Annotated in this window: 24 protein-coding genes, 1 pseudogene and 1 riboswitch; of the genes and pseudogenes, 15 read left to right on the top strand and 10 right to left on the bottom strand. The window is 69.2% G+C overall.

Translation table 11 applies throughout. The annotated features are described in order from the left end of the window. The first annotated feature begins 19 nt into the window (after positions 1–19). Positions 20–1,396 (top strand): IS1380 family transposase, encoded by a 1,377-nt coding sequence (locus tag ACQEV2_RS28325; protein WP_433047324.1) that lies wholly within the window; start codon positions 20–22, stop codon positions 1,394–1,396. A 294-nt stretch (positions 1,397–1,690) separates the two neighbouring features. Here the strand turns inward: ACQEV2_RS28325 and ACQEV2_RS28330 are convergent, their stop codons facing one another. Further along, positions 1,691–2,995, bottom strand: coding sequence for a hypothetical protein (locus ACQEV2_RS28330; protein WP_433047327.1), 1,305 nt, complete (start codon positions 2,993–2,995; stop codon positions 1,691–1,693). Positions 2,996–3,237: 242 nt separating this feature from the next. Then, complete coding sequence (locus ACQEV2_RS28335; RefSeq protein WP_433047330.1) at positions 3,238–4,149, bottom strand: WD40 repeat domain-containing protein; 912 nt, start codon at positions 4,147–4,149, stop codon at positions 3,238–3,240. Between the two features lie 388 nt (positions 4,150–4,537). On the opposite strand from ACQEV2_RS28335, the pseudogene ACQEV2_RS28340 reads away from it, so the two are divergent. Then, positions 4,538–4,666, top strand: a pseudogene (locus tag ACQEV2_RS28340) (site-specific integrase); the annotation flags it as partial. 62 nt (positions 4,667–4,728) lie between these two features. Here the strand turns inward: ACQEV2_RS28340 and hisN are convergent. Continuing rightward, entirely contained in the window at positions 4,729–5,529 is an 801-nt protein-coding gene (gene hisN, locus ACQEV2_RS28345; RefSeq protein ID WP_433047333.1) for a histidinol-phosphatase, read from the bottom strand. 658 nt (positions 5,530–6,187) lie between these two features. Here hisN and ACQEV2_RS28350 point away from each other — a divergent pair. Beyond that, positions 6,188–6,799: a TetR/AcrR family transcriptional regulator gene (locus ACQEV2_RS28350; protein ID WP_433047335.1), complete on the top strand. Its 612-nt coding sequence runs from the start codon at positions 6,188–6,190 to the stop codon at positions 6,797–6,799. Between the two features lie 170 nt (positions 6,800–6,969). Here the strand turns inward: ACQEV2_RS28350 and ACQEV2_RS28355 are convergent, their stop codons facing one another. The 4 genes from ACQEV2_RS28355 to ACQEV2_RS28370 form a co-directional block, all read right to left on the bottom strand. Continuing rightward, a complete protein-coding gene (locus ACQEV2_RS28355; protein WP_433047344.1) occupies positions 6,970–7,293 on the bottom strand; it encodes a DMT family transporter in 324 nt (107 codons plus the stop codon). A gap of 173 nt (positions 7,294–7,466) precedes the next feature. Next, positions 7,467–8,477, bottom strand: a complete 1,011-nt coding sequence (gene rsgA, locus ACQEV2_RS28360) for a ribosome small subunit-dependent GTPase A (RefSeq protein WP_433047347.1) — start codon at positions 8,475–8,477, stop codon at positions 7,467–7,469. A 10-nt stretch (positions 8,478–8,487) separates the two neighbouring features. Further along, a complete protein-coding gene (aroA, locus tag ACQEV2_RS28365; RefSeq protein ID WP_433047350.1) occupies positions 8,488–9,807 on the bottom strand; it encodes a 3-phosphoshikimate 1-carboxyvinyltransferase in 1,320 nt (439 codons plus the stop codon). 136 nt (positions 9,808–9,943) lie between these two features. Further along, positions 9,944–10,666, bottom strand: a complete 723-nt coding sequence (locus ACQEV2_RS28370) for a M50 family metallopeptidase (protein ID WP_433047353.1) — start codon at positions 10,664–10,666, stop codon at positions 9,944–9,946. Positions 10,667–10,716: 50 nt separating this feature from the next. Here ACQEV2_RS28370 and ACQEV2_RS28375 point away from each other — a divergent pair, with 50 nt between their 5' ends. From ACQEV2_RS28375 to ACQEV2_RS28420, 10 genes are all read left to right on the top strand, one after another. After that, the gene (locus ACQEV2_RS28375; RefSeq protein ID WP_433047356.1) at positions 10,717–11,532 is read left to right on the top strand and encodes an SOS response-associated peptidase; all 816 of its coding nucleotides are present in this window, start codon (positions 10,717–10,719) and stop codon (positions 11,530–11,532) included. A 37-nt stretch (positions 11,533–11,569) separates the two neighbouring features. Continuing rightward, positions 11,570–12,199, top strand: a complete 630-nt coding sequence (locus ACQEV2_RS28380) for an alpha/beta hydrolase family protein (RefSeq protein WP_433054841.1) — start codon at positions 11,570–11,572, stop codon at positions 12,197–12,199. Positions 12,200–12,480: 281 nt separating this feature from the next. After that, on the top strand, positions 12,481–13,176 hold the full coding sequence (gene sigR / locus ACQEV2_RS28385; protein WP_128434547.1) for an RNA polymerase sigma factor SigR: 696 nt from the start codon (positions 12,481–12,483) through the stop codon (positions 13,174–13,176). Then, positions 13,173–13,475 carry a mycothiol system anti-sigma-R factor gene (gene rsrA / locus ACQEV2_RS28390; protein ID WP_093906706.1) on the top strand — a complete coding sequence of 101 codons (303 nt, stop codon included), beginning with the start codon at positions 13,173–13,175 and terminating at the stop codon, positions 13,473–13,475. Before sigR ends, rsrA begins: the two co-directional genes overlap by 4 nt. Before the next feature lie 140 nt (positions 13,476–13,615). Then, the gene (locus tag ACQEV2_RS28395; protein WP_433047360.1) at positions 13,616–14,908 is read left to right on the top strand and encodes an HD-GYP domain-containing protein; all 1,293 of its coding nucleotides are present in this window, start codon (positions 13,616–13,618) and stop codon (positions 14,906–14,908) included. After that, on the top strand, positions 14,905–16,146 hold the full coding sequence (locus ACQEV2_RS28400) for an HD-GYP domain-containing protein (protein ID WP_433047363.1): 1,242 nt from the start codon (positions 14,905–14,907) through the stop codon (positions 16,144–16,146). The genes ACQEV2_RS28395 and ACQEV2_RS28400 overlap by 4 nt, the downstream gene beginning before the upstream one ends. A gap of 109 nt (positions 16,147–16,255) precedes the next feature. Next, complete coding sequence (locus ACQEV2_RS28405) at positions 16,256–17,236, top strand: tetratricopeptide repeat protein (protein ID WP_398814888.1); 981 nt, start codon at positions 16,256–16,258, stop codon at positions 17,234–17,236. A 141-nt stretch (positions 17,237–17,377) separates the two neighbouring features. Beyond that, complete coding sequence (gene def / locus ACQEV2_RS28410; protein ID WP_433047366.1) at positions 17,378–18,028, top strand: peptide deformylase; 651 nt, start codon at positions 17,378–17,380, stop codon at positions 18,026–18,028. A gap of 303 nt (positions 18,029–18,331) precedes the next feature. Beyond that, a complete protein-coding gene (cyc1, locus tag ACQEV2_RS28415) occupies positions 18,332–19,417 on the top strand; it encodes an epi-isozizaene synthase (protein WP_433047369.1) in 1,086 nt (361 codons plus the stop codon). Continuing rightward, complete coding sequence (locus tag ACQEV2_RS28420) at positions 19,414–20,856, top strand: cytochrome P450 (RefSeq protein ID WP_433047372.1); 1,443 nt, start codon at positions 19,414–19,416, stop codon at positions 20,854–20,856. The genes cyc1 and ACQEV2_RS28420 overlap by 4 nt, the downstream gene beginning before the upstream one ends. Positions 20,857–20,886: 30 nt before the next feature. Here the strand turns inward: ACQEV2_RS28420 and ACQEV2_RS28425 are convergent, their stop codons facing one another. After that, positions 20,887–21,852, bottom strand: a complete 966-nt coding sequence (locus ACQEV2_RS28425; protein WP_433047375.1) for a helix-turn-helix domain-containing protein — start codon at positions 21,850–21,852, stop codon at positions 20,887–20,889. Between the two features lie 92 nt (positions 21,853–21,944). Between ACQEV2_RS28425 and ACQEV2_RS28430 the strand changes: the two genes are divergently transcribed. Together ACQEV2_RS28430 and ACQEV2_RS28435 are read left to right on the top strand one after the other, a co-directional pair. Beyond that, the gene (locus tag ACQEV2_RS28430) at positions 21,945–22,118 is read left to right on the top strand and encodes a hypothetical protein (protein WP_433047378.1); all 174 of its coding nucleotides are present in this window, start codon (positions 21,945–21,947) and stop codon (positions 22,116–22,118) included. A gap of 27 nt (positions 22,119–22,145) precedes the next feature. Further along, on the top strand, positions 22,146–22,922 hold the full coding sequence (locus ACQEV2_RS28435; protein WP_433047381.1) for a hypothetical protein: 777 nt from the start codon (positions 22,146–22,148) through the stop codon (positions 22,920–22,922). Positions 22,923–22,929: 7 nt separating this feature from the next. Here the strand turns inward: ACQEV2_RS28435 and ACQEV2_RS28440 are convergent, their stop codons facing one another. Together ACQEV2_RS28440 and ACQEV2_RS28445 are read right to left on the bottom strand one after the other, a co-directional pair. Further along, positions 22,930–23,943 (bottom strand): ribonucleotide-diphosphate reductase subunit beta, encoded by a 1,014-nt coding sequence (locus ACQEV2_RS28440; protein WP_433047384.1) that lies wholly within the window; start codon positions 23,941–23,943, stop codon positions 22,930–22,932. After that, a complete protein-coding gene (locus ACQEV2_RS28445; protein WP_433047387.1) occupies positions 23,943–26,324 on the bottom strand; it encodes a ribonucleoside-diphosphate reductase subunit alpha in 2,382 nt (793 codons plus the stop codon). The genes ACQEV2_RS28440 and ACQEV2_RS28445 overlap by 1 nt, the downstream gene beginning before the upstream one ends. 122 nt (positions 26,325–26,446) lie before the next feature. After that, a riboswitch (cobalamin riboswitch) is annotated at positions 26,447–26,621 on the bottom strand. Positions 26,622–26,634 lie beyond the last annotated feature (13 nt).

A 26,634-nucleotide genomic window follows, 5' to 3' on the forward strand; every position in this document is an offset into this window, starting at 1 on the left:
GGAAAGAAGCACTTCTCAGGTGAAGAAGCGTATCGGGTCATACCCGCGTGTCCGCGCTGAGGGCAGCGGTCGTGGAGTGGTCTCGCAGGCCGGGACCGTGCTGCTGGTGGAGACGGCCCGCAAGATGGGCCTGGATACTGCGATATCTGCGGCTCTGGCACCCTGGCGCAAGCCGCGGGCGGTGCACGATCCCGGCAAGATCCTGCTGGATGTGGCGCTCGCGGTCGCCCTCGGTGGCGACTGCCTGGCCGACATCAGCATGTTGCGAGCCGAGCCGGCCGTGTTCGGGCCGGTGGCCTCGGACCCGACCGTCTCCCGGCTGATCGACACACTCGCAGCGGGCGGCCAACGTGTCCTGGACACGATCCGCGGTGCCCGTTCCCAAGTGCGCGAGCACGTATGGAAGTTGGCCAGGGAGGCGGCGCCGGGTGCGACCGGTTCTGTGACCGTGGACCTGGACGGCGTCCTGGTGATCGCGCACTCCGACAAGGAAGACACGGCTGCGACCTGGAAGAAGGCCTTCGGTCACCATCCGCTGATGGGCTTCGTCGACCACGGGACGGGCGGGTCCGGCGAACCGGTGGCCGCTCTGCTCAGGCCCGGAAACGCCGGCAGCAACACCGCCGCCGATCACATCACGACCGCCCAACTGGCCCTGGCCCAGCTGCCCAAGTCCTACCGGCGCGGGCGCCGGACACTGATCCGCACCGACTCCGCGGGCGGCACCCACGAGTTCGTGGGCTGGCTCGCGAAACGTGGACGGTGGCTGTCGTATTCGGTCGGCATGACCATCACCGACGCAATTCACCAGGCCGTACTCAAGGTGCCGCTCGCGGCATGGACGCCGGCCGTCGAGCCCAACGGAGAGATCCGCGACGGGGCCTGGGTCGCCGAACTCACCGGCGGCATGCTCGACGGCTGGCCGAAGGGCATGCGGCTGATCGTCCGGAAGGAACGACCGCACCCCGGCGCCCAGTTGAGGATCACGGATGCCGACGGCATGCGGATCGCGTGCTTCGCCACCAACACCACCGGCCGGCCCATCGCCGAGCTCGAACTCCGCCACCGCCTGCGGGCACGGGCCGAGGACCGCGTCAGGGCAGCCCGCGCGACCGGCCTGCGGAACCTGCCCCTGCACGACACCGCGCAAAACGGGGTCTGGCTGGAGATCGTCCAGATTGCACTCGGTCTGCTGGCCTGGATGCCCATGCTCATTCTGACCGGTGAAATCCGCAGGTGGGAGCCCCGCCGCCTCCGGCTCCGCCTCCTCTCCGCCGCCGCCCAGATCGTCACCACCGCCCGCCGCCGACATCTGAGGTTCGCACGTCACTGGCCCTGGACCGACGTGATCACAGACGCCCTGGCACGGCTCGAAGTCCTCCCGAACCCTGGCTGACCAGCACGTTCCCGTCCCTGCGAGCAGCACCACCCCCGCCGGACCCGTGGAAACCGGCGCCCACCCGACGCGACAGCCGGGCCATCAGCGTGCCCACCACCGACCCGAACAACCGAAACGGCCCGCCGAAAGCCGACGGACCGTCACGAAAGATCGAGGCTAGCGGTTCACAACCGCCGCGCGGCAAAGACGCTCGCTTCGGCAACTCCGCCTTTCCGCGGCGGGGGTCGCAAGGGTGCGGCAGATCGGCAGCCGCTGCGGCGACATGTAGACCACGATGCGGGCGGAAAGCCATCATTTCTGTCTACTTTCAATCAGTTCCTGAACGGACTTCTGCACATTTCCACTGGCCGTAATATCGAGTCCGTAACGGTCTGTCATTCGACGTCGCTCGGCAGGGGTTGGTTTCTGTGCCTCCGTCCCTCGCTTCGCGACTAGGTGGATTATTTGCGGTCCGAACTGCGACTCGGAGCCTGGATTTGTCAGAACCCACCACACGGTCACGTTATGGGGAGGCCTGGTTTTCTCCAGCAAGGCGCTGCTGTGTATAATGCGCGACTGATATTTGAAAGTTTCCACCCCGGACTTCGCTACCCAGGCTGGAGCCTCCCGTTCGTCGGTGGTGTGGGTAAAATTGCTGCGCCAGGAGCTTTTCCCAGAGCTGGCGTAATCATCGGCAAGGGTCGCCCTATCTCTCCTTATGTAAGCGACGCTCCCTGTGGCACCCAATAGATCATATGGATGCGCCGCTGGAAGTTGGATGACCTTCTCCGAGACTATTTCCCTGCCCGGCTGCAATACACTCCCCTGAGCCAAGAATCGACCTTGGGCTAGCAGGTGGTACCCCTCCTTGTCGATGTCCGTGTGGCGATACAGGTCGGGCTGCCTGCTACTGACGTCCTGCAGCCACATCCGCGTACTCCTTTCGTCCTTACTGAAAGCATCGATCCGGCCGGCCACCTGATAAAGAGAGCCGAGCACGTACACACCGACCTTACCCATGTTCTTGGTGTGCACCCGAAGAGGCAGGACGACAGTGCCTTCATGCACCTTCGCTTTCCCGAACTCCAGCCGTGTGGAAATCAGGGCGGGAGAAGTGTAGGGCTGATAGATCAGGGTGTAGGAAAAGTTGGCGACTGCGAGCAGGGAAGTGATTGCCACCCCAGCCGCGAATGTGCGCGGGTACGGGATTCCGCTCCATACCTGAGACCGGTGAAGTTGCCAAAGGGCCCAGCCAGCCCAAAGGAGAAATGTTATCCACACCCATAGAATTCCAGTGTATCCGCCGTCGATTTGCAGGATTAACAGCGTTAGATTGGCTAGCAGAGACACCATGACGCCGAGAAAGGTTAGGGCGCCTGAATACTTCGCTGGCTGGGCAGTGCAGTAGTTCAGGAAGGCTATACATGCACCCAATGCCAGGAGAGCCGCGAGCAGGAACACGACTCCGGTCATCCGCCCTGCGTAGGTGAGTGATGTACTGATATCTGCGGCACCAAACAGGAACAATTCACATGTCGTTGCGAGAAGCCCCACGCCGAAAATCGCCAGCGTTACTTTCTTGGGCGGCTTTGTTATTGTGCTCCATACTCGTCGCATGTGGACCAGGATGGTACATCGCTGGGTGGGGAGCTTTCTGGAATACGCCAATCGGCTGCCTCATCAGCGTGGCAGCTACCGTGCTCGTGGGCCTCCGTCGCTGACCTTGCATGTGTCTGCCCTATGGTGCCGTCATGAGTACGCCCCAGATGGCCGACGGATGGGAGCGGGCGCTCGCTCGGACCGGGCGGATTGCCGCGGTGGATCAGCCCACCTGCCCTGTGCACCGACCGGCACTGGAACTACGTCGGCATCCGAGGCGTCCTCGCCGTCGTCCTCCAGGCGCTCGCCCAGCAGACGGGCCGAAGCGCCGAGAGAGAGTGCCATTGCAGGAGCCCGCGCGGCACAGAGCCGCCCGACCTGGTGTCGCTGATGACCAGAGGATGCCGCGGGTTGGTTGGATAGCGTCTTTGCTGATGACAGTCAGCCCCTTGCCGAGGGCGCCGAACTGGTGGGCGAAGCGGATGCGTTGGAATGACCAGCGACGTCCCACAGCCACGTCCTGCGGTCACCGTGCTGGCGGTGGCGAGGGTCTTGCCATCCGGACTGAACGCCACACCGGTGACCCCTTCTGTGTGGCCGGTCAGGGTGGCGGTGCTCTTCCCGTTTGCGAGGGTCCACAGTTGCACAGTGCCTCCCTCCCTCATGCCGTTGTTGCCGCCGGTGGCGAGGGTTTTGCCGTCTGGGCTGAACGCCATTCTCCCGACGCGTTCGTCGCTCGCGGTGAGGGTGGTGATGGTCTTGCGGGTGGCGACGTCCCGCAGCCACGTCCTGCGATCACCGTTGCTGGCGGTGGCGAGGGTCTTGCCGTCGGGGCTGAACGCCACGTCAGTGATGAAACCAGTGTCGCCGATACCACCGGTGGTGAGGACGGCGAGTGGTTGGTCGAAGCCGCTGTTGGCGGAAGAGCCGTCCGTGGAAGCTGTGTTGGTGAACCAGACGACAGCGGCAGTGATCGTCAGGAGCAGGCTACCACACCGGCGGGTGGCAACCGGGTCGCCGGCGCTGGCCTGCTCCGCCGATGTGGGGAACTCGAGGATGTCATCGTGAGGAACCGGCTGAGGGGTCTGCCCATCGACGTCCTTCCCCGCTATGGGGGAGTTTTCCAGGGGCCCGGGGCTAGTGTCGGCTGTAAGTGATTCCACCGGCAGCACGTCCGAAGCCGCCGTGATGCCTGTGGGACAGGCGGTGCCGGAGCCGCTGGAGTTTCGGGATCTTGCCTAGTAGCCAGACCAGTGGTCTTGGACGGTGTCTCGATCGTCGGATGTGGTGCGTCGAGCACGTGGCCGACCGTCGGTTCGCCAGAGGCTTCGGATGGCGGCTTGTACTGCTCGATGGACTGGAGATATTCGGCCGCTGCAACTGACACAAGTCTGCTGTCGTCATCGGCAAGGCGGCGGATCTCCTCGGCAGCGCGACCGCGGACAGTCGCGTTGCCGGTACGGTGCAGGTGGGCGAGCCCTTCGAGGGCACCGAGCCGGTCGTTCGCTATCGGGCTGCCGATCGCGTTGCGTAGGTAGGTCGGGAGCTTCCAGTTGATGCAAGGCGCTGTCGGAGTCCCTGGGGCATCACGATCCCGGCTTCACACTGCACACGTACACGCATCTGATGCCCAGCAGCGAGAAGCGGACGCGGGAGGCGGTGAACCGCGCGTTCGAGGGCGACCCATAGACGGATGACGGCCCAGGATGCGTAAGGCAGCGGGAAACGTGCAGGTCAGGCCTTAGATTCCGTCAGTAGCGCTGATTGAGATACCCCAGCAACTCGTCGTGCAGCAGGCCGTTCGAAGCGGCCGCGTTGCCGCTGTGCGGGCCCGGGCGGCCGTCGAGGCCGGTGAAGGTGCCGCCGGCCTCCGTGACGATGATCGCGTTGGCGGCCATGTCCCAGAGGGAGAGCTCGGGCTCGGCGCAGAGGTCGACCGAGCCCTCGGCGACCATCATGTACGGCCAGAAGTCGCCGTACGCGCGCGTGCGCCACACCTCGCGCGTGAGGTCGAGGAAGCCGCCCAGCCGGCCCTGGTCCTCCCAGCCGCTGAGTGAGGAGTACGCGAACGAGGCGTCCGTCAGCTTCGAGACGCCGGAGACCTGCAGACGGGTCGCGGAGGAGAGGCTGCGGCCGGTGAAGGCGCCGTGCCCCTGGGCGGCCCACCAGCGGCGGCCGAGGGCGGGGGCGGAGACGACGCCCACGACCGGTTGGAAGCCGGTCTCGCCCGCCTCCATCAGGGCGATGAGCGTGGCCCAGACCGGGACGCCGCGTACGTAGTTCTTGGTGCCGTCGATCGGGTCGATCACCCAGCGGCGGGGGCCGGTGCCCTCGATGCCGTACTCCTCGCCGAGGATCGCGTCTCTCGGCCGGGCGCGCTGCAGCTGCCCGCGGATCAGCTCCTCGGCGGCCTTGTCGGCCTCGCTCACCGGGGTCATGTCCGGCTTGGTCTCGACCTTGAGGTCGAGGGCCTTGAAGCGGGCCATGGTGGCGGCGTCGGCGGCGTCCGCGAGGACGTGGGCGAGGCGGAGATCGTCGAGGTAGTCCGGCATGGGACGAACGGTATCTGTCGTGGTCGGGGTGGGGCTACTGGGCCTTGGGGGGCAAGTGTCCGTGCGGTGGGGGGCCGCGAGGGTGTCTCGCCCCCGCCGCCCCTACCCGTCCCATCCTGAAGGGGCTCCGCCCCTTCCACCCCGGTCCCTGGGGGCCCGCGGCCCACAGACCCCCGCTTCGGCCCTGAAGGGGCCTCGTCCTCAAAGGCGGGCTGAGTGATGTCGGCGGGGGTTGGAGGGGGAGCGCCGGTGTTGTGTGGTGGAGGCCCCGGCGGGTGGGTGGGGGTTGGGGATGGTTGTGGTGGTTCTCGAACGCTGGACGGGCTGAATGATGCCGGCGGGGGCTGGAGGGTGAGCTCCGGTGTTGTGTGGCGGAGCCCCTGGTGCGTGGGGTTGAGGATGGCTGTGTTCGTCCTGAAACCGGACGCGGCATTCGAACGCCGAGGGAGGTTGTGATCGCCCTCGAACGCCGGGCGGGCTGAGATGTGAGGCGTCGAGGTGTGCGGTGCCCTGTGGGGTGACCGTCGGCGGCTCCGGCTCGGCCGCCGGAGGCCCGCGCGCCCCGGACGCCGGGCGCCCCCGGATGCCCTCGCGAACCCTTGACAGTGACCCTGTGCGCGTCAAATCTGGGCGCAGAGCCGCTCGCCCCAGGGAGGCGATGATGCCTGCAGCGCGGGAATCCCTGCTGGACGCCGCTTACACGGCGCTGGCGCGCCGGCCGTGGTCCGCCGTGCGGATGGTGGACGTCGCCGCGGCGGCCGGAGTGTCCCGGCAGACGCTGTACAACGAGTTCGGGAGCAAGGAGGGGCTTGCCCGCGCGCTCGTGCGCAGAGAGGCCGACGGCTATCTCGCCGGCGTCGACCGCGCCCTCGCCACCCACAGCGACGCCCGCGACCGCCTCACCGCCACCGCGGAGTGGACCGCCGCACACGCCCGCGACAACGCGCTCGTCCGCGCCATGCTCACCGGCTGCTGGAGCGAGCGCCTGCCCTCACCCACGCTGTCCGCGGTGCCCTCCTCCTCGGCCGTACCGGCACAGCGACGGGCCGACGGCCCGCTCCCGTCACCCGGCGACTTCGTGGCCATCGTCCGCGACCGCGCCGTGGCGGTCCTCTCCGGCCCCGACGTCAACAAGTCCGACACGGCCGACCTCGCCCGCTCCTGCGAACTGGTCGTCAGACTGGCCCTGTCCTGCGTCGCCGCCCCACCCGGTGAGGGCGGCGTCTCCGATCTCGTACGCAGTGCACTGCACCGGCAGTTAACCGGCTGACCCCGGCCCCTGGGGGCGGTCGTCACATTCCCGCGTGCCGCGTGACGCCATGCACGCTTGCCCACTGCCTTCTTCCCCGCTGCCTCAAGGGCGTGGGAGGTGCCCCCACTCGCCGCACTCGGCGGCCGGCCACCCGTCAGCCGCGTGAACAACGCTCCGGATCACTGCACCTAGTGCGCCGATCCCGACAGCTGCAACCCGATGATCCCCACGATCACCAGGCTGATCGACACGATCTTCAGCGTGGACACGACGTCCCCGAGGAAGATCATCCCGTAGATCGCCGTACCCGTCGCCCCGATCCCCGTCCACACCGCATACGCGGGCCCCACGTCCAGCTTCTTCAGGGACAGCGTCAGCAACCCGAAACTGCCGAGCGCGAAGATGCAGAAGGCGACGGTCGGCCAGAGCCGGGTGAAGCCGTGCGACAGCTTCAGGCAGACGGCGAAGCCGGTTTCGAGCAGCCCCGCCACGATGACCAGCAGCCACGCCATGTGCTGTCCTCCCGTATCCCCACGTTGTGTGACCGCTTCATCCGGCTCATCCGGTTCGTCTGGCTTTGGTCGGGCTTGGATCCGGCTCGGTGCGATTATGCCCTTACCGGACTCACGGGGAGACAAACAACGCGGAGGTCAACCGGCCTCCTCTGCCGCCGTCCTCGGTCCTCTCAGTCGCCTTCCGTGCGCTCCCGCGTCGCCAGCAGCCGCCGCAGCGAGTACAGCCGCGCCGGATCGGCGTGACCCTCCGTCACCCAGTCGTCCAGCGCGCAGTCCGGTTCGTCATGACTGCACGCACGGGGGCAGCCCTCGGTTCCCGGTTCCAGGTCGGGGAACGCGTGGATCACCCGGGACGGATCGACGTGCGCCAGCCCGAACGAGCGGACTCCGGGGGTGTCGATCACCCAGCCGTCCACGTCGGACAGCGGCAGCGCGAGCGCCGACGTCGTCGTGTGCCGCCCTCGCCCCGTCACCGCGTTCACATGCCCTGTCGAACGCCGGCGCTCCTGCGGCACCAGCGCGTTCACCAGCGTCGTCTTGCCCACGCCCGAGTGACCGACGAACGCCGTGACATGGCCGTCCAGATGCTCCCGCACCCGGTCCGCCGCGCCCCCGTCCTCCAGCTCCTCACGGCTGGTGACGACGTACGGGATGTCCAACGCCCCGTACAGCTCCAGGAGTTTGTCCGGCGGCGCCAGGTCCGACTTCGTCATCACCAGCAGCGGCTCCAGACCGCCGTCGAACGCCGCCACCAGACAGCGGTCGATCAGCCGGGGCCGCGGCTCGGGGTCGGCGAGGGCGGTGACGATGGCGAGTTGGTCGGCGTTGGCCACCACCACGCGCTCGAACGGATCGTCGTCGTCCGCGGTACGGCGCAACACCGACGTCCGCTCCTCGATCCGCACGATCCGCGCCAGCGTGTCCTTCTTCCCGGACAGATCGCCGACCAGTGCCACCCGGTCCCCGACCACCGCGGCCTTGCGGCCGAGCTCGCGGGCCTTCATCGCCATCACGACCCGGTCCCCGACCAGGCAGGTCAGACGTCCCCGGTCGACGGTGAGGACCATGCCCTCGGCGGCGTCCTCGTGCTTGGGCCGGATGTTCGTACGCGGGCGGGTGTTCCGACGGCCGGGGCGGCTGCGGATGTCGTCCTCGTCGGTGTGCTTGCCGTAGCGGCGCATGGCGGTGTCCCTACGCCCCGAGCATCCCGGTCCACAGCTCGGGGAAGTCCGGCAGGGTCTTCGCCGTCGTCGCCACGTTCTCGATCCGTACGCCCTCGACCGCGAGGCCGATGATCGCGCCGGCCGTCGCCATGCGGTGGTCCTCGTAGGTGTGGAAGACGCCGCCGTGCAGCCGGCGCGGGCGGATGTGCAGGCCGTCGGCGGTCTCGGTGACGTCGCCGCCGAGCTCGTTGATCTCCTTGGTCAGCGCGGCCAGGCGGTCGGTCTCGTGCAGGCGCAGGTGCGCGACGCCGCGGAGGGTGGACGGGGAGTCCGCGAGGGCGGCCACCGCCGCGATGCCGGGGGTCAGCTCGCCGACCTCGCTCAGGTCCACGTCGATGCCGTGGATCGCACCCGAACCGGTGAACACGAGCCCGTACTCGGTGAGTTCGCAGGAACCGCCCATCTCGGTGAAGATCTCCCGCAGCCGGTCACCGGGCTGGGTGGTACGGGCCGGCCAGTCCGGGATGAGGACCTTGCCGCCGGTCACCAGCGCCGCCGCCAGGAACGGCTGGGCGTTGGACAGGTCCGGCTCGACGGTCAGGTCGCGGCCGAGCAGGGCGCCCGGCGTGACCCGCCAGACGTTCGGCTCGCCGCCCGACTCCGGGGTGTCCACCTGGGCGCCGACCGCGCGCAGCATGTCGACGGTCATGCGGATGTGCGGCATGGAGGGGAGGGAGGAACCGATGTGACGGACCTCGACCCCCTGGTTGAAGCGCGGGCCGCTCAGCAGCAGCGCCGACACGAACTGGGACGACGACGAGGCGTCGATCTCCACCGGGCCGCCCTCCAGGGCACCCCCGCCGTGTACCGTCAGCGGCAGCGCGCCGCGGCCGTCGTCGTCGATGCGGGCACCGAGCACGCGCAGGGCGTCGATCACGCCGTGCAGGGGGCGCTCGTACGACCTCGGGTCGCCGTCGAAGCGGATGGGGCCGTCGGCGAGCGCGGCGACCGGCGGCAGGAAGCGCATCACCGTGCCGGCGTTGCCGACGTCGACCGTGGCCGGGCCCCGCAAGCCCGTGGGGAGCACCCGCCATGCCTCGCCGGTGCCGTCGGGGCCCACACCCTCCTCGATACCGACGCCCATCGCGCGCAGGGCGCCGGCCATCAGCAGGGTGTCGCGGGAGCGGAGGGGGCGGCGCAGCCAGCCCGGTTCCGAGGCGAGGGCTGCCAGGACGAGGGCGCGGTTGGTGACGGACTTGGACCCGGGCACGTGGACCGTCGCGTCGACGGCTCCGCTCGCGTGCGGGGCGGGCCAGAGGGCGGTGGGTGCGGCGGGGTTTTGGGCCATGGGTTCACTTTATAAGCAGGGGGTTGTGCAGGCCGTTGTTCGGGTGCGGCGCCGTGGGGGCTGGTCGCGCCCACGCGGCGGAGCCGCACATCGATACAGCCCCGCGCCCCTGTGCGACTCGCCCCTTCGGGGCTTGTCACACATCCAGCAGCCAGCGCCCCCCACCTATCAGCGAGCACAACGACACCGCGTGGAACAGGAAGAGCCACAACCCTGCCGGTACGTGTGTCAGTCGCGAAAGCTGATCCGCGTCCGAGTCACCAGCCCCTCCCCGCGCCCTCTTCGCCTGCAGCTCGAACGCCGGCCTGACGCCGCCCAGCAACAGGAACCACACCACCACATACGCGAACGCCGCCTGCACCTGCGGACCCGTCAGCCAGCTCACCAGCACAAACGTGCCGCCCGTGACGAACACCGTCAGCGCGCCGTACGCGTTCCGGATCATCACCAGCATCGCCACCAGCAGCGCGGTGGACACCCACAGCAGCAGTGTGATCCGCCCGGAAGCGAGCAGGGCTGCGCCTGCGAGCCCCAGCAGCGGCGGTGCCGTGTAGCCCGCCGCCGCCGTGAGGATCATGCCGAGGCCGTGCGGCTTGCCGCGGCTGACGGTGAGGCCGCTGGTGTCGGAGTGCAGGCGTATGCCGGTCAGGGTGCGGCCGGTCAGCAGCGCGACCAGGCCGTGGCCGCCCTCGTGGGCGATGGTGATGGCGTTGCGCGAGATGCGCCACAGGCCGTGCGGGACGACGACGGCGAGCGCGGCGACCAGGGTGGCGATCACCACCCATACATCGGGGTCGGGCTGGGTGCCGGCGACCTCGTCCCAGAGGGAGGCGAGCGAGGCGGATGCGGTGCTGTCCATGTAAGGCGATGGCTCCCTGTGGTCGGATGGAATCTGGCAGTGTGGCACGTATGTGCGGACGGTATGCGGCAAGTCGTAGGCCCGAGGATCTCGCAGGAATCTTTGAGATCGAGAAGTGGGAGCCCGAGGAGACCCTGGAACCGGACTACAACGTGGCGCCGACCAAGGAGGTCCACGTCGTCCTCGACCGTCCGTTGAAAGACGCCGCCGACCCGCGGCCGGTTCGGCAGCTGCGCAAGCTGAAGTGGGGGCTGGTGCCCAGCTGGTCCAAGACCCCCGAGAGCGCCTTCAAGATGATCAACGCGCGTGCCGAGACGGTGCACGAGAAGCCGTCGTACCGGCGGGCCTTCTCCTCCCGGCGCTGCATCATCCCCGCCGACGGCTACTACGAGTGGGTCACCGGCAAGCAGGAGCTGGACCTGGAGCAGGAGGGCAGGCGGAAACGGCCGCGCAAGCAGCCGTACTTCGTGTTGCCGGCCGACGGGTCGGTGTTCGCGATGGCGGGGCTGTACGAGTTCTGGCGGGACAAGACGCTGCCCGACGAGCACCCGCAGGCCTGGTGGGTGACCTGCTCCGTCATCACGACGGAGGCGGAGACCACTCCGCTGGCGGTGGCGCCCGCGGAAGGCCCGCACACGCTGGCCGACATCCATCCCCGCATGCCGCTGATGCTGACCCCGGACCGCTGGGACGCCTGGCTCGACCCGTCCCGCACCGACCCCGACGAGCTGCGGACGCTGCTCGACCCGCCGCCGGCCGGACTGATGCGTGCCTATCCCGTCTCCACGTTGGTCAGCAACGTTCGCAACAACGGCCCGGAGCTGCTGAAGGAGCTGGACGGGCCCGAAGAGGGCACACTCTTCTGATGTGACGACCGAGTCTGACGTGACCAGCGAGTCTGACGTGACCACCGAGATCATTGGTACGGATGCGGGAGACGCCCGCATCACCTGGCACCCGGCGAAGAACGCCCGGCTCGTGCTGGCGGTGAGCCACGGCGCCGGCGGCGGCATCGAGGCCCGGGACCTGCGGGCGCTGGCCGACGTCCTGCCCGGGCACGGGGTGACCGTCGCCCTAGTCGAGCAGCCCTGGCGGGTGGCCGGGAAGAAGGTGGCACCCGCGCCGAAGACCCTCGACGTCGGCTGGCGCGGCGTCTGGCCCGCGCTCGCCGGCCCCGGGCTGCCGGTGATCTCCGGCGGCCGCAGCGCGGGTGCCCGCGTCGCCTGCCGTACCGCCGTCGAACTGGGCGCCCGTGCCGTCCTCGCCCTCAGCTTCCCCCTCCACCCTCCAGGCAAGCCCGAGAAGTCCCGCGCCGAGGAGCTGCTCGGGGCCGGGGTGGCCACCCTCGTCGTACAGGGCGGGAACGATCCGTTCGGGAAGCCCGAGGAGTTCCCCGACGGGGACTACGAGCTGATCGAAGTGCCGTACGGCGATCACGGGTTCGCGGTGCCCAAGCGGGCGCCGCTCGATCAGGACGAGGCCGTGGCGGTCGTCACGGACGCGGTGGTCAAGTGGGTCGGGTCACTCGGGTGACGAGTGGGTCGGGTCACTCGGTAAAGGTTCGGGAATGTTGCGGACCGGACCTCTGTTGTGGCGGACAGCGGTGCTGAAACAGCAGCGCAGACGTCGTAGGAGAGGAAGTCCGCCGCATGGGTTCGACCTTCTGCCCGGCCCGCAGCAGCCGCAGTGACCTGGACTGGACGGTGCTGCATGCGGCCAGGACCGCTCCTATTCGAGGGGCGGCAGGTACGGCAGGTCGTCTATCCTCCGATTCAGGTGGGACCGGCTTCGGTCCTGCCCGGAATCTTGAGGAGGTGGGTCCGGTTCCCGGTACCGACGCAGGGACCGACAACGGCCAGGCGGAGCAGCCCGAGGGCCTGGGCACGAGCGTGGGCACGTCCACGGAGTCGACCGCCGAGCGTAGCGCGCGCTTCGAGCGGGACGCGCTCGAATTCCTCGACCAGATGTACTCGGCCGCGCTGCGCATGACACGCAACCCGGCCGACGCCGAGGACCTGGTGCAGGAGACGTACGCCAAGGCGTACGCGTCCTTCCACCAGTTCCGCGAGGGCACCAACCTGAAGGCCTGGCTGTACCGGATCCTCACCAACACCTTCATCAACTCGTACCGCAAGAAGCAGCGTGAACCCCAGCGCTCCGCGGCCGAGGAGATCGAGGACTGGCAGCTCGCCCGCGCCGAGTCGCACATGTCGACGGGCTTGCGCTCCGCGGAGTCGCAGGCGCTCGACCACCTGCCCGACTCGGACGTGAAGGAAGCCCTCCAGGCGATCCCCGAGGAATTCCGCATCGCCGTGTACCTGGCCGATGTCGAGGGCTTTGCGTACAAGGAGATCGCGGACATCATGGGGACACCCATCGGTACGGTGATGTCCCGGCTGCACCGGGGCCGCCGTCAACTGCGCGGCATGCTCGAGGACTACGCCCGTGAGCGCGGGCTGGTCCCGGCCGGCGCCGGAGAGTCGAACGAAGTGAAAGGTTCGGGCTCATGAGCTGCGGAGAGCCGCACGAGACGGACTGCAGTGAGGTACTCGATCATCTGTACGAGTTCCTCGATCGTGAGATGCCTGACGCCGACTGCACCAAGTTCGAGCAGCACTTCGAGGAGTGCTCGCCGTGCCTGGAGAAGTACGGTCTCGAGCAGGCCGTGAAGAAGCTGGTCAAGCGGTGCTGCGGACATGACGACGTACCGACCGACCTGCGCGCCAAGGTGCTGGGGCGGCTCGACCTGATCCGTTCCGGCCAGGCGGTGCCCGAGCACGACGTGACCGCGACACCGCAGGAGTCCTGACCCTCCGGGTCCCTGGAACTCCCCTGCCTGGAACGGGCTGTCGTCACTCGAACGTGCTAATCCGCCGGTCTTGAGACCGCATACCTCCCCCTTGCCGCCCTAGGCTCCCGTGCCTGAAGTCTGTGGCCGGGGAGGGGCGTATGGAGGCGATACCGGCACGGGCCCGTGTCTACGTCGTCTGTGTCGTCCTCGGTGCCCTGTACTGCCTGCACGGGCCGGCGTGGGCGCACACGCCCTGGTGGGCGGTGGCCCTGCTCGCCGGCCCCTATGCCGGCGGCGAGCGGTTCTTCGGCTCCTTCTATCCCGTGCTCCTCGCCGGAGCCTTCCTGCTGTCACCGTCGGCCGCCGCGCTGGTCGCGGTGCCGGGGGCGCTGGTCGCCCCGGTCGGCGGGCGGCAGCGCCGGCTGCGGCGGGTGTGGCGGGCGGGCCGGCTCGCGGTCGCGGTGTGGGCGGCCGCACGGGTGCACGAGGCGCTCGGCGGGCGGGACGCCGTCGTGGCATCCGACTTTCCGTACGCGCTCGCGCCCGCCGGCGCCGCTGTGCTGGCGTTCTGTCTGGTCCTGACCGCACTGGACGGCGGGATCCAGGCGCTCGCCGACCACGTCCCGGTGCGTCGCGCCTGGCGGGGCCTCTTCCTGCGCTCGCTCGCACCCATCGCCGCGCACGGTCTGGCCGGGCTGATGATGGCCGTGCTGTGGCGCAGCCCGTACGGCCCGGTCGCCGCGCTGCTCGTGCTGCTGCCGATGTGCGTGTCGTGGTGGGTGTTCGCCCAGTACCACCGGGAACGAGCGGCGCACCAGGCGACCATCCGGGCGCTCGTCCAGGCCGTCGACATCAAGGACGGCTACACCCGCGGACACAGCGAGCGGGTCGGGCAGGCCTCGATGATGATCGCGCGTGAGCTCGGCCTGGACGACGAGCGCGTCGAGGTGGTGCGGTTCGCCGGGATCCTGCACGACGTGGGAAAGCTGGGCGTGCCCACGCGGCTGCTGCGCAAGGACGGTCCGCTCACGCACGAGGAGCGGCGGGTGATCGAGCTGCATCCCGAGTACGGGCACGAGATGGTTCGCGGGATCTCCTTCCTCGGCGAGGCCCGGGCCGCCGTCCTGCATCACCATGAGCGGCTGGACGGGAGCGGCTACCCCTACGGGCTGAGGGGGAGCCAGATCCCGGAGCCGGCCCGGGTGGTGGCCGTCGCGGACGCGTTCGACGCGATGACCTCGACCCGGTCCTACTCGCGGGCCCGGCCCGTGTCCGTCGCCCTGCGGGAGTTGGAGAGGTGCGCGGGCTCGCAGTTCGACCCCCGGATGGTCACGGCCCTCGTCCGAGCCGTGGACCAGTACGGCTGGCATCCCGCGGTGACCGCCGACGAAGCCCCTACGCTCGCTTCGCGCCCGCCGGCCGCCGGCGTCCCGGGGGGAGCGCACCGATGAGCGCGCCGAGACGGCCCCTCCTGCTCACCCTCGTGCACGCCTGCGCCGCCGTCCTCGCCGCCGTCAGCCTGATCGACACCCTGGGAAGCGGCCTGTACGAACGCGGCACGGCCGTCGCCTTCGGGGCCCTGGTCACCCTGGGCGAGCTCACCCGGTGGACCGGAGCCGAGGGCCGGGAGGCCGCACCGCTCGGCGCCGCCGCCGCGCTGTCGTACGCCCTGCTGGGGGAGAGCGGCGGACAGCCCACGCATCACGGCGTCAGCCAGGTCGTCGGCGTCGTCCTCGCCGCCTCGCTCCTCGGCAGCGTGCCGCACATCGCGCACGGGCGCCCCGTGTCCGACCACCTCGCCCGGCGCGTGCTCACCACCGGCTTCGCCGCGGTCTGCTTCCAACCCCTGTACAACGAGGGCACGTTCCAGGGCTGGGGCACCGCCTACGCCCTGCTCCTGATCGCGATCCTCGCCCTCACCGCCCTGTGCGACGCCCTGCTCGCCGCCGCGCTGGCGCACTCCCGCACCCGGTGGCCGTTCGGGCCGCTGCTGCGGGACGAGCTGCGGGCCACGCTCGGGATCGGCTCGGCCGTCTGCGCGACCGGCGCGGTGATGGCGCTCGCGGTCGCCGTGACCGGGCTGTGGGCGCTGCCCGTCTTCTCGCTCCCCCTGCTGCTCACCCAGATGTCCTTCCGCCGGTACGCCGGCGTGCGCGCCACCTACCGGCAGACCATCGCCTCCCTCGCCCGGGCCACCGAGATCGCCGGGTACACGCCGGCCGGACACGCCCGCCGGGTGGCCGCGCTCAGCCGCGAGGTCGGGCGGGACCTGGGCCTCACCGAGGCCGAGCTCACCGTGCTGGAGTACGCGGCCCTCATGCACGACATCGGCCAGCTCAGCCTGGTCGACCCGGTGCCGGCGGGGGCCACCTCCGGGCTGCCCGTGGAGGAGCAGCGGCGGATCGCGCTGCTGGGCGGGGCCGTCGTCCGGCAGACCGGAGTGAACCCTCAGGTGGCCACGGTCGTGGAGCGGCTGGCCGACCCCTGTCCGGAGCAGCCGGTCGCCGCGCGGATCGTGCGGGCCGTGAACGCCTACGAGGAGAAGGTGCGCGATGCCGGGCCCGGCGGGCCGCTGAAGGCACTGGAGGAGCTGCGGCTGGGGACCGCCGGGGACTATGCGCCGGAGGTGGTCGGATCGCTCGCACGGGTGTTGTCCAGAGACAGTCTGAGCATGCCTGTGGGTGGGTAACCCATGGGTAATGAGCGCCCTTCCAGCCGTACGTGGTTGGATGCGAATGAGAGGGTGTCCGGGGGCGAGCACTAGCCAGCCCACTCCACGGAACTGGCAGGCGGGAATCGTGAGGATCTTCGGCAAGGGACGGCACCGGCCCTCCGCCTCCTGGCGGCAGGCCACCGACCGGGCGTTCACGCTCATCGGCGACGGCCGGTACGAGGACGCGGGCGCGCTGCTGACGCGGGCCGCCGATCTGGAGCCCTGGCTGTCGGAGTCCTGGTTCAACCTCGCCCTGCTGCACAAGTTCCGGCACGACTGGGAGCAGGCCCGCGCGGCCGGACTGCGGGCCGTGGCCCTCCTCGACCGGGAGACCGGGGCGCCCGACTGGTGGAACGTCGGCATCGCGGCCACCGCCCTGCAGGACTGGCCGCTGGCCCGGCGGGCCTGGCAGGCGTACGGGCTGCGGGTGCCCGGCGGGGCGACAGCGTCCGGTGAGCCGGTCGGGATGGACCTGGGCAGCGCGGCCGTACGGCTGTCCCCCGAGGGGGAGGCCGAGGTCGTGTGGGGGCGGCGCCTCGACCCCGCCCGTATCGAGGTGCTGTCGATTCCGCTGCCGTCCTCCGGGCGGCGCTGGGGCGAGGTCGTGCTGCACGACGGGGTGCCCCACGGGGAGCGGACCACGTCGTCCGGGCACGCCTACCCCGTCTTCGACGAGATCGAGCTGTGGGCGCCCTCGCCGGTGCCGACCTGGGTGGTCCTCCTGGAGGCCGCCACCGAGGCCGACCGGGACGCCCTGGAGCAGCTCGCCGCGGATGCCGGGTTCGCTGCGGAGGACTGGTCGTCGTCCGTGCGGCTGCTGTGCCGGATGTGCTCGGAGTCGCGGATGCCGTCCGATGAGGGTGACGGGGAGCATCTGGATCCGCATGATCACAGTGAGCCGGGTCACCCCGGGCCGCTGGGGCATCGGACGGACGGGCAGCTGTGGGTGCCGGAGCGGGAGTGCGGGGTGGCCGCGCCGGCTTCGCTGGTCCGAGGGTTGCTGGACGGGTGGGTTGCGGACAGTCCGGACTCGCGTGATTGGCGGGACTTGGAAGAGGTCTGCTAGTCGCCGTAGGGGCGAGGCGGTCTGCAGGCTGCGGGCTGTGTATGGCTGGTCGCGCAGTTCCCCGCGCCCCTGTCGGGGCGCGTCCCCGTACTCTGTATCAGCATCACACCCCTGTTTTTCCGAGGAAGGCATACGTCGGTCATGGCCCAGCAGGACACCGAGCAGCAGCACGCGGGCGTGCTCCCCGTGGACGACGAGGGGTTCGTCGTCGACACCGAGGACACGGAGGAGCGCGAGAACGCCTGGCGTGAGCGCGGCACCTCGCGGCCGATCACCGTCGTGGGGAACCCGGTGCTGCACAAGGAGTGCAAGGACGTCACCGAGTTCGGCGCGGAGCTGGACCAGCTGGTGGCGGACATGTTCGCCTCGCAGCGCACCGCCGAGGGCGTGGGCCTGGCCGCCAACCAGATCGGCGTCGACCTGAAGGTCTTCGTCTACGACTGCCAGGACGACCAGGGCGTGCGCCACGTCGGCGTGGTCTGCAACCCGAAGCTCGTCGACCTGCCCGCCGACAAGCGCCGTCTGGACGACAGCAACGAGGGCTGCCTGTCCGTGCCGACGGCGTACGCGCCGCTGGCCCGCCCCGACTACGCCGAGGTGACCGGGCAGGACGAGAAGGGCAACCCGATCAAGGTGCGCGGCACCGGGTACTTCGCTCGGTGTTTGCAGCACGAGACGGACCACCTCTACGGCTACCTCTACATCGACCGTCTCTCCAAGCGGGAGCGCAAGGACGCGCTGAGGCAGATGGCCGAGAACGAGCCCCGGTACCCCGTGGTCGCCAACGACTGAGGTCCGCTCGACGGCCCCACAAGCCCCTCACACACGGCGTCTGTTCAGGAACCCCTTCCTGAGCAGGCGCCGTTCGCATGTCCGTCGCACGTTCGATCCTATCCGTGCAGCTGGTGATCCAAATTCAGTCACATAGGGGGAGAATCTCGGCACGGTGGGGTAGTGAATGAAGCAAATCCGTTCCCGGATCGGTCAGTTGTGGTGCTGAATGGAAGCGCGGGGATATGCGACGGCGCACACCCGGCACAGCGGCAGGGGAGGGCGTGCGCAACTGCACAACTGGCGGCTGAGAGGGGTTTGTTCGTGCATGCTTTCTCACGGAGCACCGCATCGACACCGACGGCGGTCGCGGTACCACCATCGCTCTCTCTCCCGGTGATCGAAGCAGCGTTTCCCAGGCAACTCCATCCGTATTGGCCCCGACTCCAGGAGAAGACCCGCACCTGGCTGCTGGAAAAGCGGCTGATGCCGGCCGACAAGGTCGAAGAATATGCCGACGGTCTGTGCTACACGGACCTGATGGCGGGGTATTACATCGGCGCCCCCGACGACGTGCTCCAGGCGATCGGGGACTACAGTGCGTGGTTCTTCGTCTGGGACGACCGGCACGACCGCGACATCGTCCACCACCGTCCGGCCGCCTGGCGGCGGCTGAGGTTCCGCCTGCACGCGGCCGTCGACTCCCCCGCGGAGCATCTGCGTCACGGCGACCCGCTGGTCGCGGGGTTCGCGGACAGTGTGCTGCGGCTGTACTCGTTCCTGCCCCGCACCTGGAACGCCCGCTTCGCCCGTCACTTCCACGCGGTGATCGAGGCGTACGACCGGGAATTCCGCAACCGCATCGAGGGGCACATTCCGACGGTCGAGGAATACCTCGCACTGCGCCGGCTCACCTTCGCGCACCGGATCTGGACCGATCTCCTGGAGCCGAGCGCGGAACGGGAACTCCCGGACGGCGTACGGAAACACCCGGCATATCGGCGGGCGGCGTTACTGAGCCAAGAATTCGCCGCCTGGTACAACGACCTCTGCTCGCTCCCCAAGGAAATCGCGGGTGACGAGGTCCACAATCTCGGAATCAGCCTCATCACCCACGAGGGGCTGACTCTGGAGGAGGCGGTGACGGAAGTCAGGCGGCGCGTCGAGACCTGCATTTCCGATTTCCTGGTGGCCGAGCGGGCCGCCCTGGAATTCGCCGACTCCCTGGCCGACGGCACAGTGCGCGAAAAGGAACTCGGCGCCGCCGTGCGGGCCTGTGTCGGCAATATGCGCAACTGGTTCAGCTCGGTCTACTGGTTCCACCACGAGTCCGGCCGGTACATGGTCGACAGCTGGGACGACCGGTCCACGCCCCCGTACGTCCACAACGAAGCGGCAGGTGAGAAATGACCGTCGAGTCTGTGAAGCCCGAGGCCCGACCCGGTGCGGCCTCGGAACTGCGTGAGCCGCCCCTCGCGGGCGGAGGAGTTCCGCTTCTCGGCCACGGCTGGAAGCTGATCCGTGATCCGCTGGCCTTCATGGCCGCGCTGCGGGAGCACGGCGACGTCGTACGGATCAAGCTCGGACCGAAGACGGTGTACGCCGTGACCACGCCGGACCTCACCGGCGCACTCGCGCTGAGCACCGACTTCGAGATCGCCGGGCCGCTGTGGGAGTCCCTGGAAGGCCTGCTCGGCAAGGAGGGCGTGGCCACCGCGAACGGCCCACGGCACCGGCGTCAGCGGCGCACCATCCAGCCCGCCTTCCGGCTCGACGCGATCCCCGGGTACGGGCCGATCATGGAGGAGGAGGCGCATGCGCTGACCGAGCGCTGGAAGCCCGGCGAGACCGTCGACTGCAGCGCCGAGTCCTTCCGGATCGCCGTGCGCATGACCGCACGCTGTCTGCTGCGGGGCGCGTACATGGACAAGCGGGCCGAGCGGCTGTGTACCGCGCTCGAAACCCTCTTCCGCCGCATGTACCGGCGGATGGTGATCCCGCTCGGGCCGCTTTACAACCTGCCGCTCCCAGCCAACCGCACATTCAACCGCGCATTGGCCGATTTTCATCGCCTGGTCGACGAGGTCATCGCCGAACGCCGGGCATCTGGTCAAAGGCCGGACGATTTGCTGACCGTATTGCTGGAGGCGCGGGACGAGAAAGGCGACCCCATCGGGGAGCAGGAGATCCACGATCAGGTCGTCGCGATATTCACCGCGGGCATCGAAACCGTGGCCTCCACGATCTTGTGGCTGCTCCATGTGCTCGTGGAACATCCGGAACACGCCGACAAGATATGCGCGGAGGTCGAATCCGTCACCGGCGGCCGGCCCGTGGCATTCGAGGACGTCCGCGGGCTCCGGCACACCAACAATGTCATCGTGGAGGCGATGCGTTTGCGCCCCGCGATCTGGATTCTGACCCGACGGGCGGTGGCCGATACGTCACTCGGTGGCTATCGCATTCCGGCCGGGGCCGACATCGTCTACAGCCCCTACGCCGTCCAGCGCGACCCGAAGTCGTACGCGCGCAACCTCGACTTCGACCCCGACCGCTGGCTCCCGGAACGCGCCAAGGACGTGCCGAAATACGCCATGAGCCCGTTCGGCGTCGGCAACCGCAAGTGCCCGAGCGACCACTTCTCCATGGCGATGCTGACGCTGATCACGGCGGCGCTGGCCACCAGGTACCGCTTCGAGCAGGTGCCCGGCTCGAACGACGCGACCCGGGTGGGCATCACACTCCACCCGCACAACCTGCTGCTGAGGCCGGTGCCGAGGGGGACTGACGCGCCCCAAAGGGGCGCGGGGAACTGCGCGACCAGCCACGACGGACCCGCAGGTGACTGACGGCCGATCGCGGCTCTCCCCGCGGAGCGCTCACGCGGCGGTCGGTCCCTGGAACGTCCTCCGGTAGGCGTTCGGGGTCGTCCCCAGCGCCCGTACGAACTGATGGCGCAGTGCGGCCGCCGTGCCGAACCCTGTCCGGCCGGCGATCGCGTCCACCGTCTCGTCCGTCGCCTCCAGCAACTGCTGGGCCAGCAGAACCCGTTGGCGCAGGATCCAGCGGTAGGGGGTCGTGCCGGTCTCCTGCTGGAAGCGGCGGGCGAAGGTGCGCGGCGACATGTGCGCACGCTCGGCGAGCTGCTCGACGGTGACCTCCTCGTCGAGGTGCCGCTCCATCCACGCCAGCACCTCGCCGACGGTGTCGCACTCGGCGCGGGGCAGCGGGCGCTCGATGTACTGGGCCTGCCCGCCGTCCCGGTGCGGCGGCACCACCATGCGCCGGGCGATCCTGTTGGCGACCTCGGGGCCCTGCTCCTTGCGCACGATGTGGAGACAGGCGTCGATGCCGGCCGCGGTGCCGGCGGAGGTGATCACCGGGTCGGCGTCGACGTACAGCACGTCCGGCTCGACGACCGCCCGCGGAAAGCGCCGGGCGAGCAGCTCGGCATGGCGCCAGTGGGCGGCACAGCGCCGCCCGTCGAGCAACCCGGCCGCGCCCAGCACGAAGACACCGGAGCAGACGCTGAGCACCCGGGCGCCTCGGTCGACGGCCCGGCGCAGGGCGTCGAGCAGGGCGGGCGGATAGTCACGGGTGACGTTCGCGTCCGAGGCCGGTACGGCGATCAGGTCGGCCTCCTCCAGGCGCTCGAGGCCGTACGGCGTCGAGACCGTGAACCCGGGAACGTGGGTGCTCAGCGCCCGCCCCTCCGCCGAGACCACGGCGAAGTCGTACAGCGGCAGGCCCTCGTCGCTCCGGTCGAGCCCGAACACCTCGCAGACGACGCCGAGTTCGAAAGGGTGCACACCATCGACGAGGACGCAGGCGACGTTCTTCAGCATGCTGCCAGTGTGCCTCGTGGATGGCAGTAAATCGAGGGTCTACGGCAGTCCTGCCACTGTTCGTAAGGAGTATCCGGCGCGACAGTGGTGTCATGACTACGGAACAGACAGAAGGACTGATCTCGATGCTCACCGTTCTCGGCATGTTCGTCCTCCTCGTCCTCCCGTCGGTGCTCGGCATCGTGCGCGACCGCCGCATCGACCGCCAGATCAGGGAGGCGCAGGAGCGCCGCACCCGCCAGCAGCGCTTCGCGCGGGCGGCGTAACCTCTCCTGCACCAACAGGGGAGGATCATGAGACACAGACTGTGGGCCGTGGCAGGCGGGGCGGCAGCCCTGACCCTGCTCACGGCCACTGGCGCCCATGCCGAGGGCGAGGGTGACATCCGCGTCACCAAGACGGTCGTCAACCACGGCAAGAACGTCATCGTCGGCACGACGAAGACCGTGAAGTACCCGATCGCGATCACCATCGTGGACGACTCGGGCGTCAAGAAGATCACGGACCTGAGCACGTTCAACACGTCCAACGCCTACGGCTTCGCGACCTGGGACGGCGACTCGTCCTGTGTGAAGAAGAGCACCACCACGTCCGTGTGCACGGGCACGATGACCATCGACCCGGCCTGGATCCCCCACAGCGACGACATCGACTCCAACAGGGTCGCCGGCGAGTGGCAGGTCAACGCGACCGTCAAGGCGAACGACGGTGACTACTGGATCTCCGACCGCATCGCCCTCTACAAGGTCAAGCGTGCCTCGAAGCTCACCACCGACGCGACCCCCGAGCCCGTCGCCAAGGGTGCCACGCTCACCGTCAACGGCAAGCTGACGCGGGCCAATTGGGAGAATCTGGAGTACCACGGCTACACCGGGCAGCCGGTCAAGCTGCAGTTCCGGCCCGCCGGGGGCGCCCACTACAGCACGGTGAAGACCGTGACGACGGGCACCCATGGCAAGCTCAGCACCAAGGTCACCGTGACGTCGGCAGGCAGCTGGCGCTGGTACTTCCCCGGCACGACGACGACCGCGCGGGTCGTGTCGGCCGGGGACGCGGTGGCGTTGAAGTAGCCGCGGGCTAGAAGTCCTCGTCCAGGTCGACCGTGCCCTCCACGGCGACCTGGTACGCCGACGGACGCCGCTCGAAGAAGTTGGTGAGTTCCTGGACGCCCTGCAGCTCCATGAAGGAGAAGGGGTTCTCGGAGCCGTACACCGGAGCGAAGCCGAGGCGTGTCAGGCGCTGGTCGGCGACACACTCCAGGTACTGCCGCATCGAGTCGGTGTTCATGCCCGGGAGGCCCTCACCGCACAGGTCGCGCGCGAACTGCAGCTCGGCCTCGACGGCCTCCCGCAGCATGTCGGTGACCTGCTGCTGGAGCTGGTCGTCGAAGAGCTCCGGCTCCTCCTTGCGGACGGTGTCGACCACGTCGAACGCGAAGGACATGTGCATCGTCTCGTCACGGAACACCCAGTTGGTGCCGGTGGCCAGGCCGTGCAGCAGACCCCGGCTGCGGAACCAGTAGACGTACGCGAAGGCGCCGTAGAAGAACAGGCCCTCGATGCACGCGGCGAAGCAGATCAGATTGAGCAGGAAGCGGCGGCGGTCCGCCTTGGACTCCAGCCGCTCCAGCTTCTCGACCTCGTTGATCCACTTGAAGCAGAACTCGGCCTTCTCGCGGATCGAGGGAATGTTCTCGACGGCATCGAAGGCGGCGGCGCGGTCCTCCGGGTCGGGGAGGTAGGTGTCCAGGAGGGTCAGGTAGAACTGGACGTGGACGGCCTCCTCGAAGAGCTGGCGCGACAAGTACAGGCGCGCTTCCGGGGAGTTGATGTGCTTGTAGAGGGTCAGCACCAGGTTGTTCGCGACGATCGAGTCGCCCGTCGCGAAGAAGGCGACCAGGCGGCCGATGAGGTGCTGCTCGGCGGGGCTGAGCTTCGCGAGGTCGGCGACGTCCGAGTGGAGGTCGACCTCCTCGACGGTCCAGGTGTTCTTGATGGCGTCCCGGTAGCGCTCGTAGAAGTCGGGGTAGCGCATGGGGCGCAGGGTCAGCTCGAAGCCCGGGTCGAGGAGATTCTGGTTACGGGTGGTCATTACTGGCAGGCCTCGCAGGACTCGGGGTTTTCCAGGGAGCAGGCGACGGCGTCTTCGGGCGCCGGCTGCTGAACGGGGATGGTGGCTTGGGCCTGCGCCTGGGCGGCGCGGGCGATACGGGTCGCCGGGCGCGAGCGCAGGTAGTACGTCGTCTTCAGGCCCGACTTCCAGGCGTACGCGTACATCGAGGAGAGCTTGCCGATGGTCGGCGTCTCCATGAAGAGGTTCAGGGACTGGGACTGGTCGAGGAAGGGGGTCCGCGCCGCGGCCATGTCGATCAGGCCGCGCTGCGGGATCTCCCACGCCGTGCGGTAGAGCGCGCGCACGTCCTCGGGGATCCAGGCGAAACCCTGCACCGAGCCGTTCGAGTCGCGCAGGGCCTCGCGGGTGCGGGCGTCCCACACGCCGAGCTGCTTCAGGTCGTTCACCAGGTACGAGTTCACCTGGAGGAACTCACCCGAGAGCGTCTCGCGCTTGAACAGGTTGGAGACCTGCGGCTCGATGCACTCGTACACGCCGGCGATCGACGCGATGGTGGCGGTCGGCGCGATGGCGAGCAGGAGGGAGTTGCGCATGCCGGTGGCGGCGATACGGCTGCGCAGTGCCGCCCAGCGCTCGGGCCACGTCAGCTCGACGTCGTAGTGGTCGGGGTGCAGGACACCACGGGCCGTACGCGTCTTCTCCCAGGCCGGAAGGGGACCGTTCCGCTCGGCGAGGTCGGCGGACGCCTCGTACGCGGCGAGCATGATGCGCTCGGCGATCCGCGTGGAGAGCTGCTTGGCCTCGGCCGAGTCGAAGGGCAGCCGCAGCTTGAAGAAGACGTCCTGCAGGCCCATCGCGCCGAGGCCCACCGGACGCCACCTGGCGTTCGAGCGGCCTGCCTGCTCGGTCGGGTAGAAATTGATGTCGACGACGCGGTCGAGGAAGGTGACGGCGGTGCGGACGGTGGCGTCGAGCCGCTCCCAGTCGATGTCCTGACGCGTCGGGTCCACGAAGGCGCCCAGGTTCACGGACCCCAGGTTGCAGACCGCCGTCTCCCCGTCGTCCGTGACCTCCAGGATCTCCGTGCAGAGGTTCGAGGAGTGGACGACATGGCCGGGCAGGGCCGTCTGGTTGGCGGTGCGGTTGGCGGCGTCCTTGAAGGTCATCCAGCCGTTGCCGGTCTGCGCGAGGGTGCGCATCATGCGGCCGTACAGGTCACGGGCGGGGATGGTCTTCTTGGCGAGCCCGGCTGCCTCCGCCTTGCGGTACGCCGCGTCGAACTCCTCGCCCCACAGGTCGACCAGCTCGGGCACGTCGGCGGGCGAGAACAGGCTCCACTGCTCGTCGGCGTTCACGCGGCGCATGAACTCGTCCGGGACCCAGTGCGCGAGGTTGAGGTTGTGCGTACGGCGGGCGTCCTCACCGGTGTTGTCGCGCAGCTCCAGGAACTCCTCGATGTCGGAGTGCCAGGTCTCCAGGTAGACCGCCGCGGCACCCTTGCGCCGGCCGCCCTGGTTCACCGCGGCGACGGAGGCGTCGAGCGTCTTCAGGAACGGAACGATGCCGTTGGAGTGGCCGTTGGTGCCGCGGATCAGCGAACCCCGGCTGCGGATGCGGGAGTACGACAGCCCGATGCCGCCGGCGTGCTTGGAGAGGCGGGCCACCTGGTGGTAGCGGTCGTAGATGGAGTCCAGCTCGTCCTTGGGGGAGTCGAGGAGGTAGCAGGACGACATCTGGGGGTGCCGGGTGCCGGAGTTGAAGAGCGTGGGGGAGGAGGGGAGGTAGTCGAGGCGGCTCATGAGCCCGTAGAGCGCGGCGACTTCGTCGACCGACCTCACCGTGTCGTCCTCGGCGAGGCCGGCGGCGACGCGCAGCATGAAGTGCTGGGGCGTCTCGATGACCTTGCGGGTGAGGGGGTGCCGGAGCAGGTACCGGCTGTGCAGGGTGCGCAGGCCGAAGTAACCGAAGCGGTCGTCGGCGGCCGGGTCGACGAGCGCGTCCAGGTGGGCGGCGTGGAGACGCGCGAACTCGGCGGTCCGGTCGGCGATGAGGCCCTCGCGGTGGCCGACCGCGACCGACTCGGTGAAGGACGTCACGCCCTGCGAGGCGGCCTCGGCGGCGATGGAGATGGTCAGCAGCCGGGCGGCCAGCCTGCTGTAGGCGGGGTCCTCGGAGATGAGCCCGGCGGCCGCCTCGGTGGCCAGCTCGCGCAGCTCCGCATCGTCGGCCCGCGAGGACCGGCCGCGCAGCGCGGCGGCGGCCACCCGGCCGGGGTCGGCGTCGGGGAGGTCGGCGGTCAGCTCGGTCAGGGTCCGCAGCAGCGCGGCACCGGGACCGTCGGCCGCCGCCATGGTCGCGGACGGCGCTGCTGAAGCAGGATCGGCTGGCGCGATGGTCACGTGGGGCTCTCCCTCGCTCGGCACGGGGCCTCGGCGAGGGCAGGGGGCAGCACACGAGCGCACGCGGCGTCGCGTCCACCGGCCCATTCCACGAGGCCCGGACGTCGGGCACACCGACCGGATGGCCGGGTGCACTGTCGGCAGGTCCTCGGACTGACTCCTGTGCACGGCGTTTCTGGGAACAGACATGCACAAGTACACCGTTGCGGGACAGTTCCGGATTCGCACCGGATTCCCCTGCGGCGACAGCGAGCATGAGCATACATCTTGTGCTCACCCGCCACGCCACCCCCAGATGTTGTGTCGCGGT

Origin of the sequence: Streptomyces sp. CA-251387 (genome assembly GCF_050936625.1) — a bacterium.
GTDB lineage: Bacteria > Actinomycetota > Actinomycetes > Streptomycetales > Streptomycetaceae > Streptomyces.

What these genes read in the sequence shown, in the direction of transcription:
- ACQEV2_RS28420 (WP_433047372.1), top strand. Translation starts at nt 19,414, where the DNA reads ATGACCGTCGAGTCTGTGAAGCCCGAGGCCCGACCCGGTGCGGCCTCG.
- ACQEV2_RS28370 (WP_433047353.1), bottom strand. Translation starts at nt 10,666, where the DNA reads ATGGACAGCACCGCATCCGCCTCGCTCGCCTCCCTCTGGGACGAGGTC.
- aroA (WP_433047350.1), bottom strand. Translation starts at nt 9,807, where the DNA reads ATGGCCCAAAACCCCGCCGCACCCACCGCCCTCTGGCCCGCCCCGCAC.
- def (WP_433047366.1), top strand. Translation starts at nt 17,378, where the DNA reads ATGGCCCAGCAGGACACCGAGCAGCAGCACGCGGGCGTGCTCCCCGTG.
- ACQEV2_RS28355 (WP_433047344.1), bottom strand. Translation starts at nt 7,293, where the DNA reads ATGGCGTGGCTGCTGGTCATCGTGGCGGGGCTGCTCGAAACCGGCTTC.
- ACQEV2_RS28435 (WP_433047381.1), top strand. Translation starts at nt 22,146, where the DNA reads ATGAGACACAGACTGTGGGCCGTGGCAGGCGGGGCGGCAGCCCTGACC.
- ACQEV2_RS28330 (WP_433047327.1), bottom strand. Translation starts at nt 2,995, where the DNA reads ATGCGACGAGTATGGAGCACAATAACAAAGCCGCCCAAGAAAGTAACG.
- ACQEV2_RS28375 (WP_433047356.1), top strand. Translation starts at nt 10,717, where the DNA reads ATGTGCGGACGGTATGCGGCAAGTCGTAGGCCCGAGGATCTCGCAGGA.
- rsgA (WP_433047347.1), bottom strand. Translation starts at nt 8,477, where the DNA reads ATGCGCCGCTACGGCAAGCACACCGACGAGGACGACATCCGCAGCCGC.
- ACQEV2_RS28395 (WP_433047360.1), top strand. Translation starts at nt 13,616, where the DNA reads ATGGAGGCGATACCGGCACGGGCCCGTGTCTACGTCGTCTGTGTCGTC.
- ACQEV2_RS28440 (WP_433047384.1), bottom strand. Translation starts at nt 23,943, where the DNA reads ATGACCACCCGTAACCAGAATCTCCTCGACCCGGGCTTCGAGCTGACC.
- ACQEV2_RS28425 (WP_433047375.1), bottom strand. Translation starts at nt 21,852, where the DNA reads ATGCTGAAGAACGTCGCCTGCGTCCTCGTCGATGGTGTGCACCCTTTC.
- ACQEV2_RS28400 (WP_433047363.1), top strand. Translation starts at nt 14,905, where the DNA reads ATGAGCGCGCCGAGACGGCCCCTCCTGCTCACCCTCGTGCACGCCTGC.
- rsrA (WP_093906706.1), top strand. Translation starts at nt 13,173, where the DNA reads ATGAGCTGCGGAGAGCCGCACGAGACGGACTGCAGTGAGGTACTCGAT.
- hisN (WP_433047333.1), bottom strand. Translation starts at nt 5,529, where the DNA reads ATGCCGGACTACCTCGACGATCTCCGCCTCGCCCACGTCCTCGCGGAC.
- ACQEV2_RS28350 (WP_433047335.1), top strand. Translation starts at nt 6,188, where the DNA reads ATGATGCCTGCAGCGCGGGAATCCCTGCTGGACGCCGCTTACACGGCG.
- ACQEV2_RS28430 (WP_433047378.1), top strand. Translation starts at nt 21,945, where the DNA reads ATGACTACGGAACAGACAGAAGGACTGATCTCGATGCTCACCGTTCTC.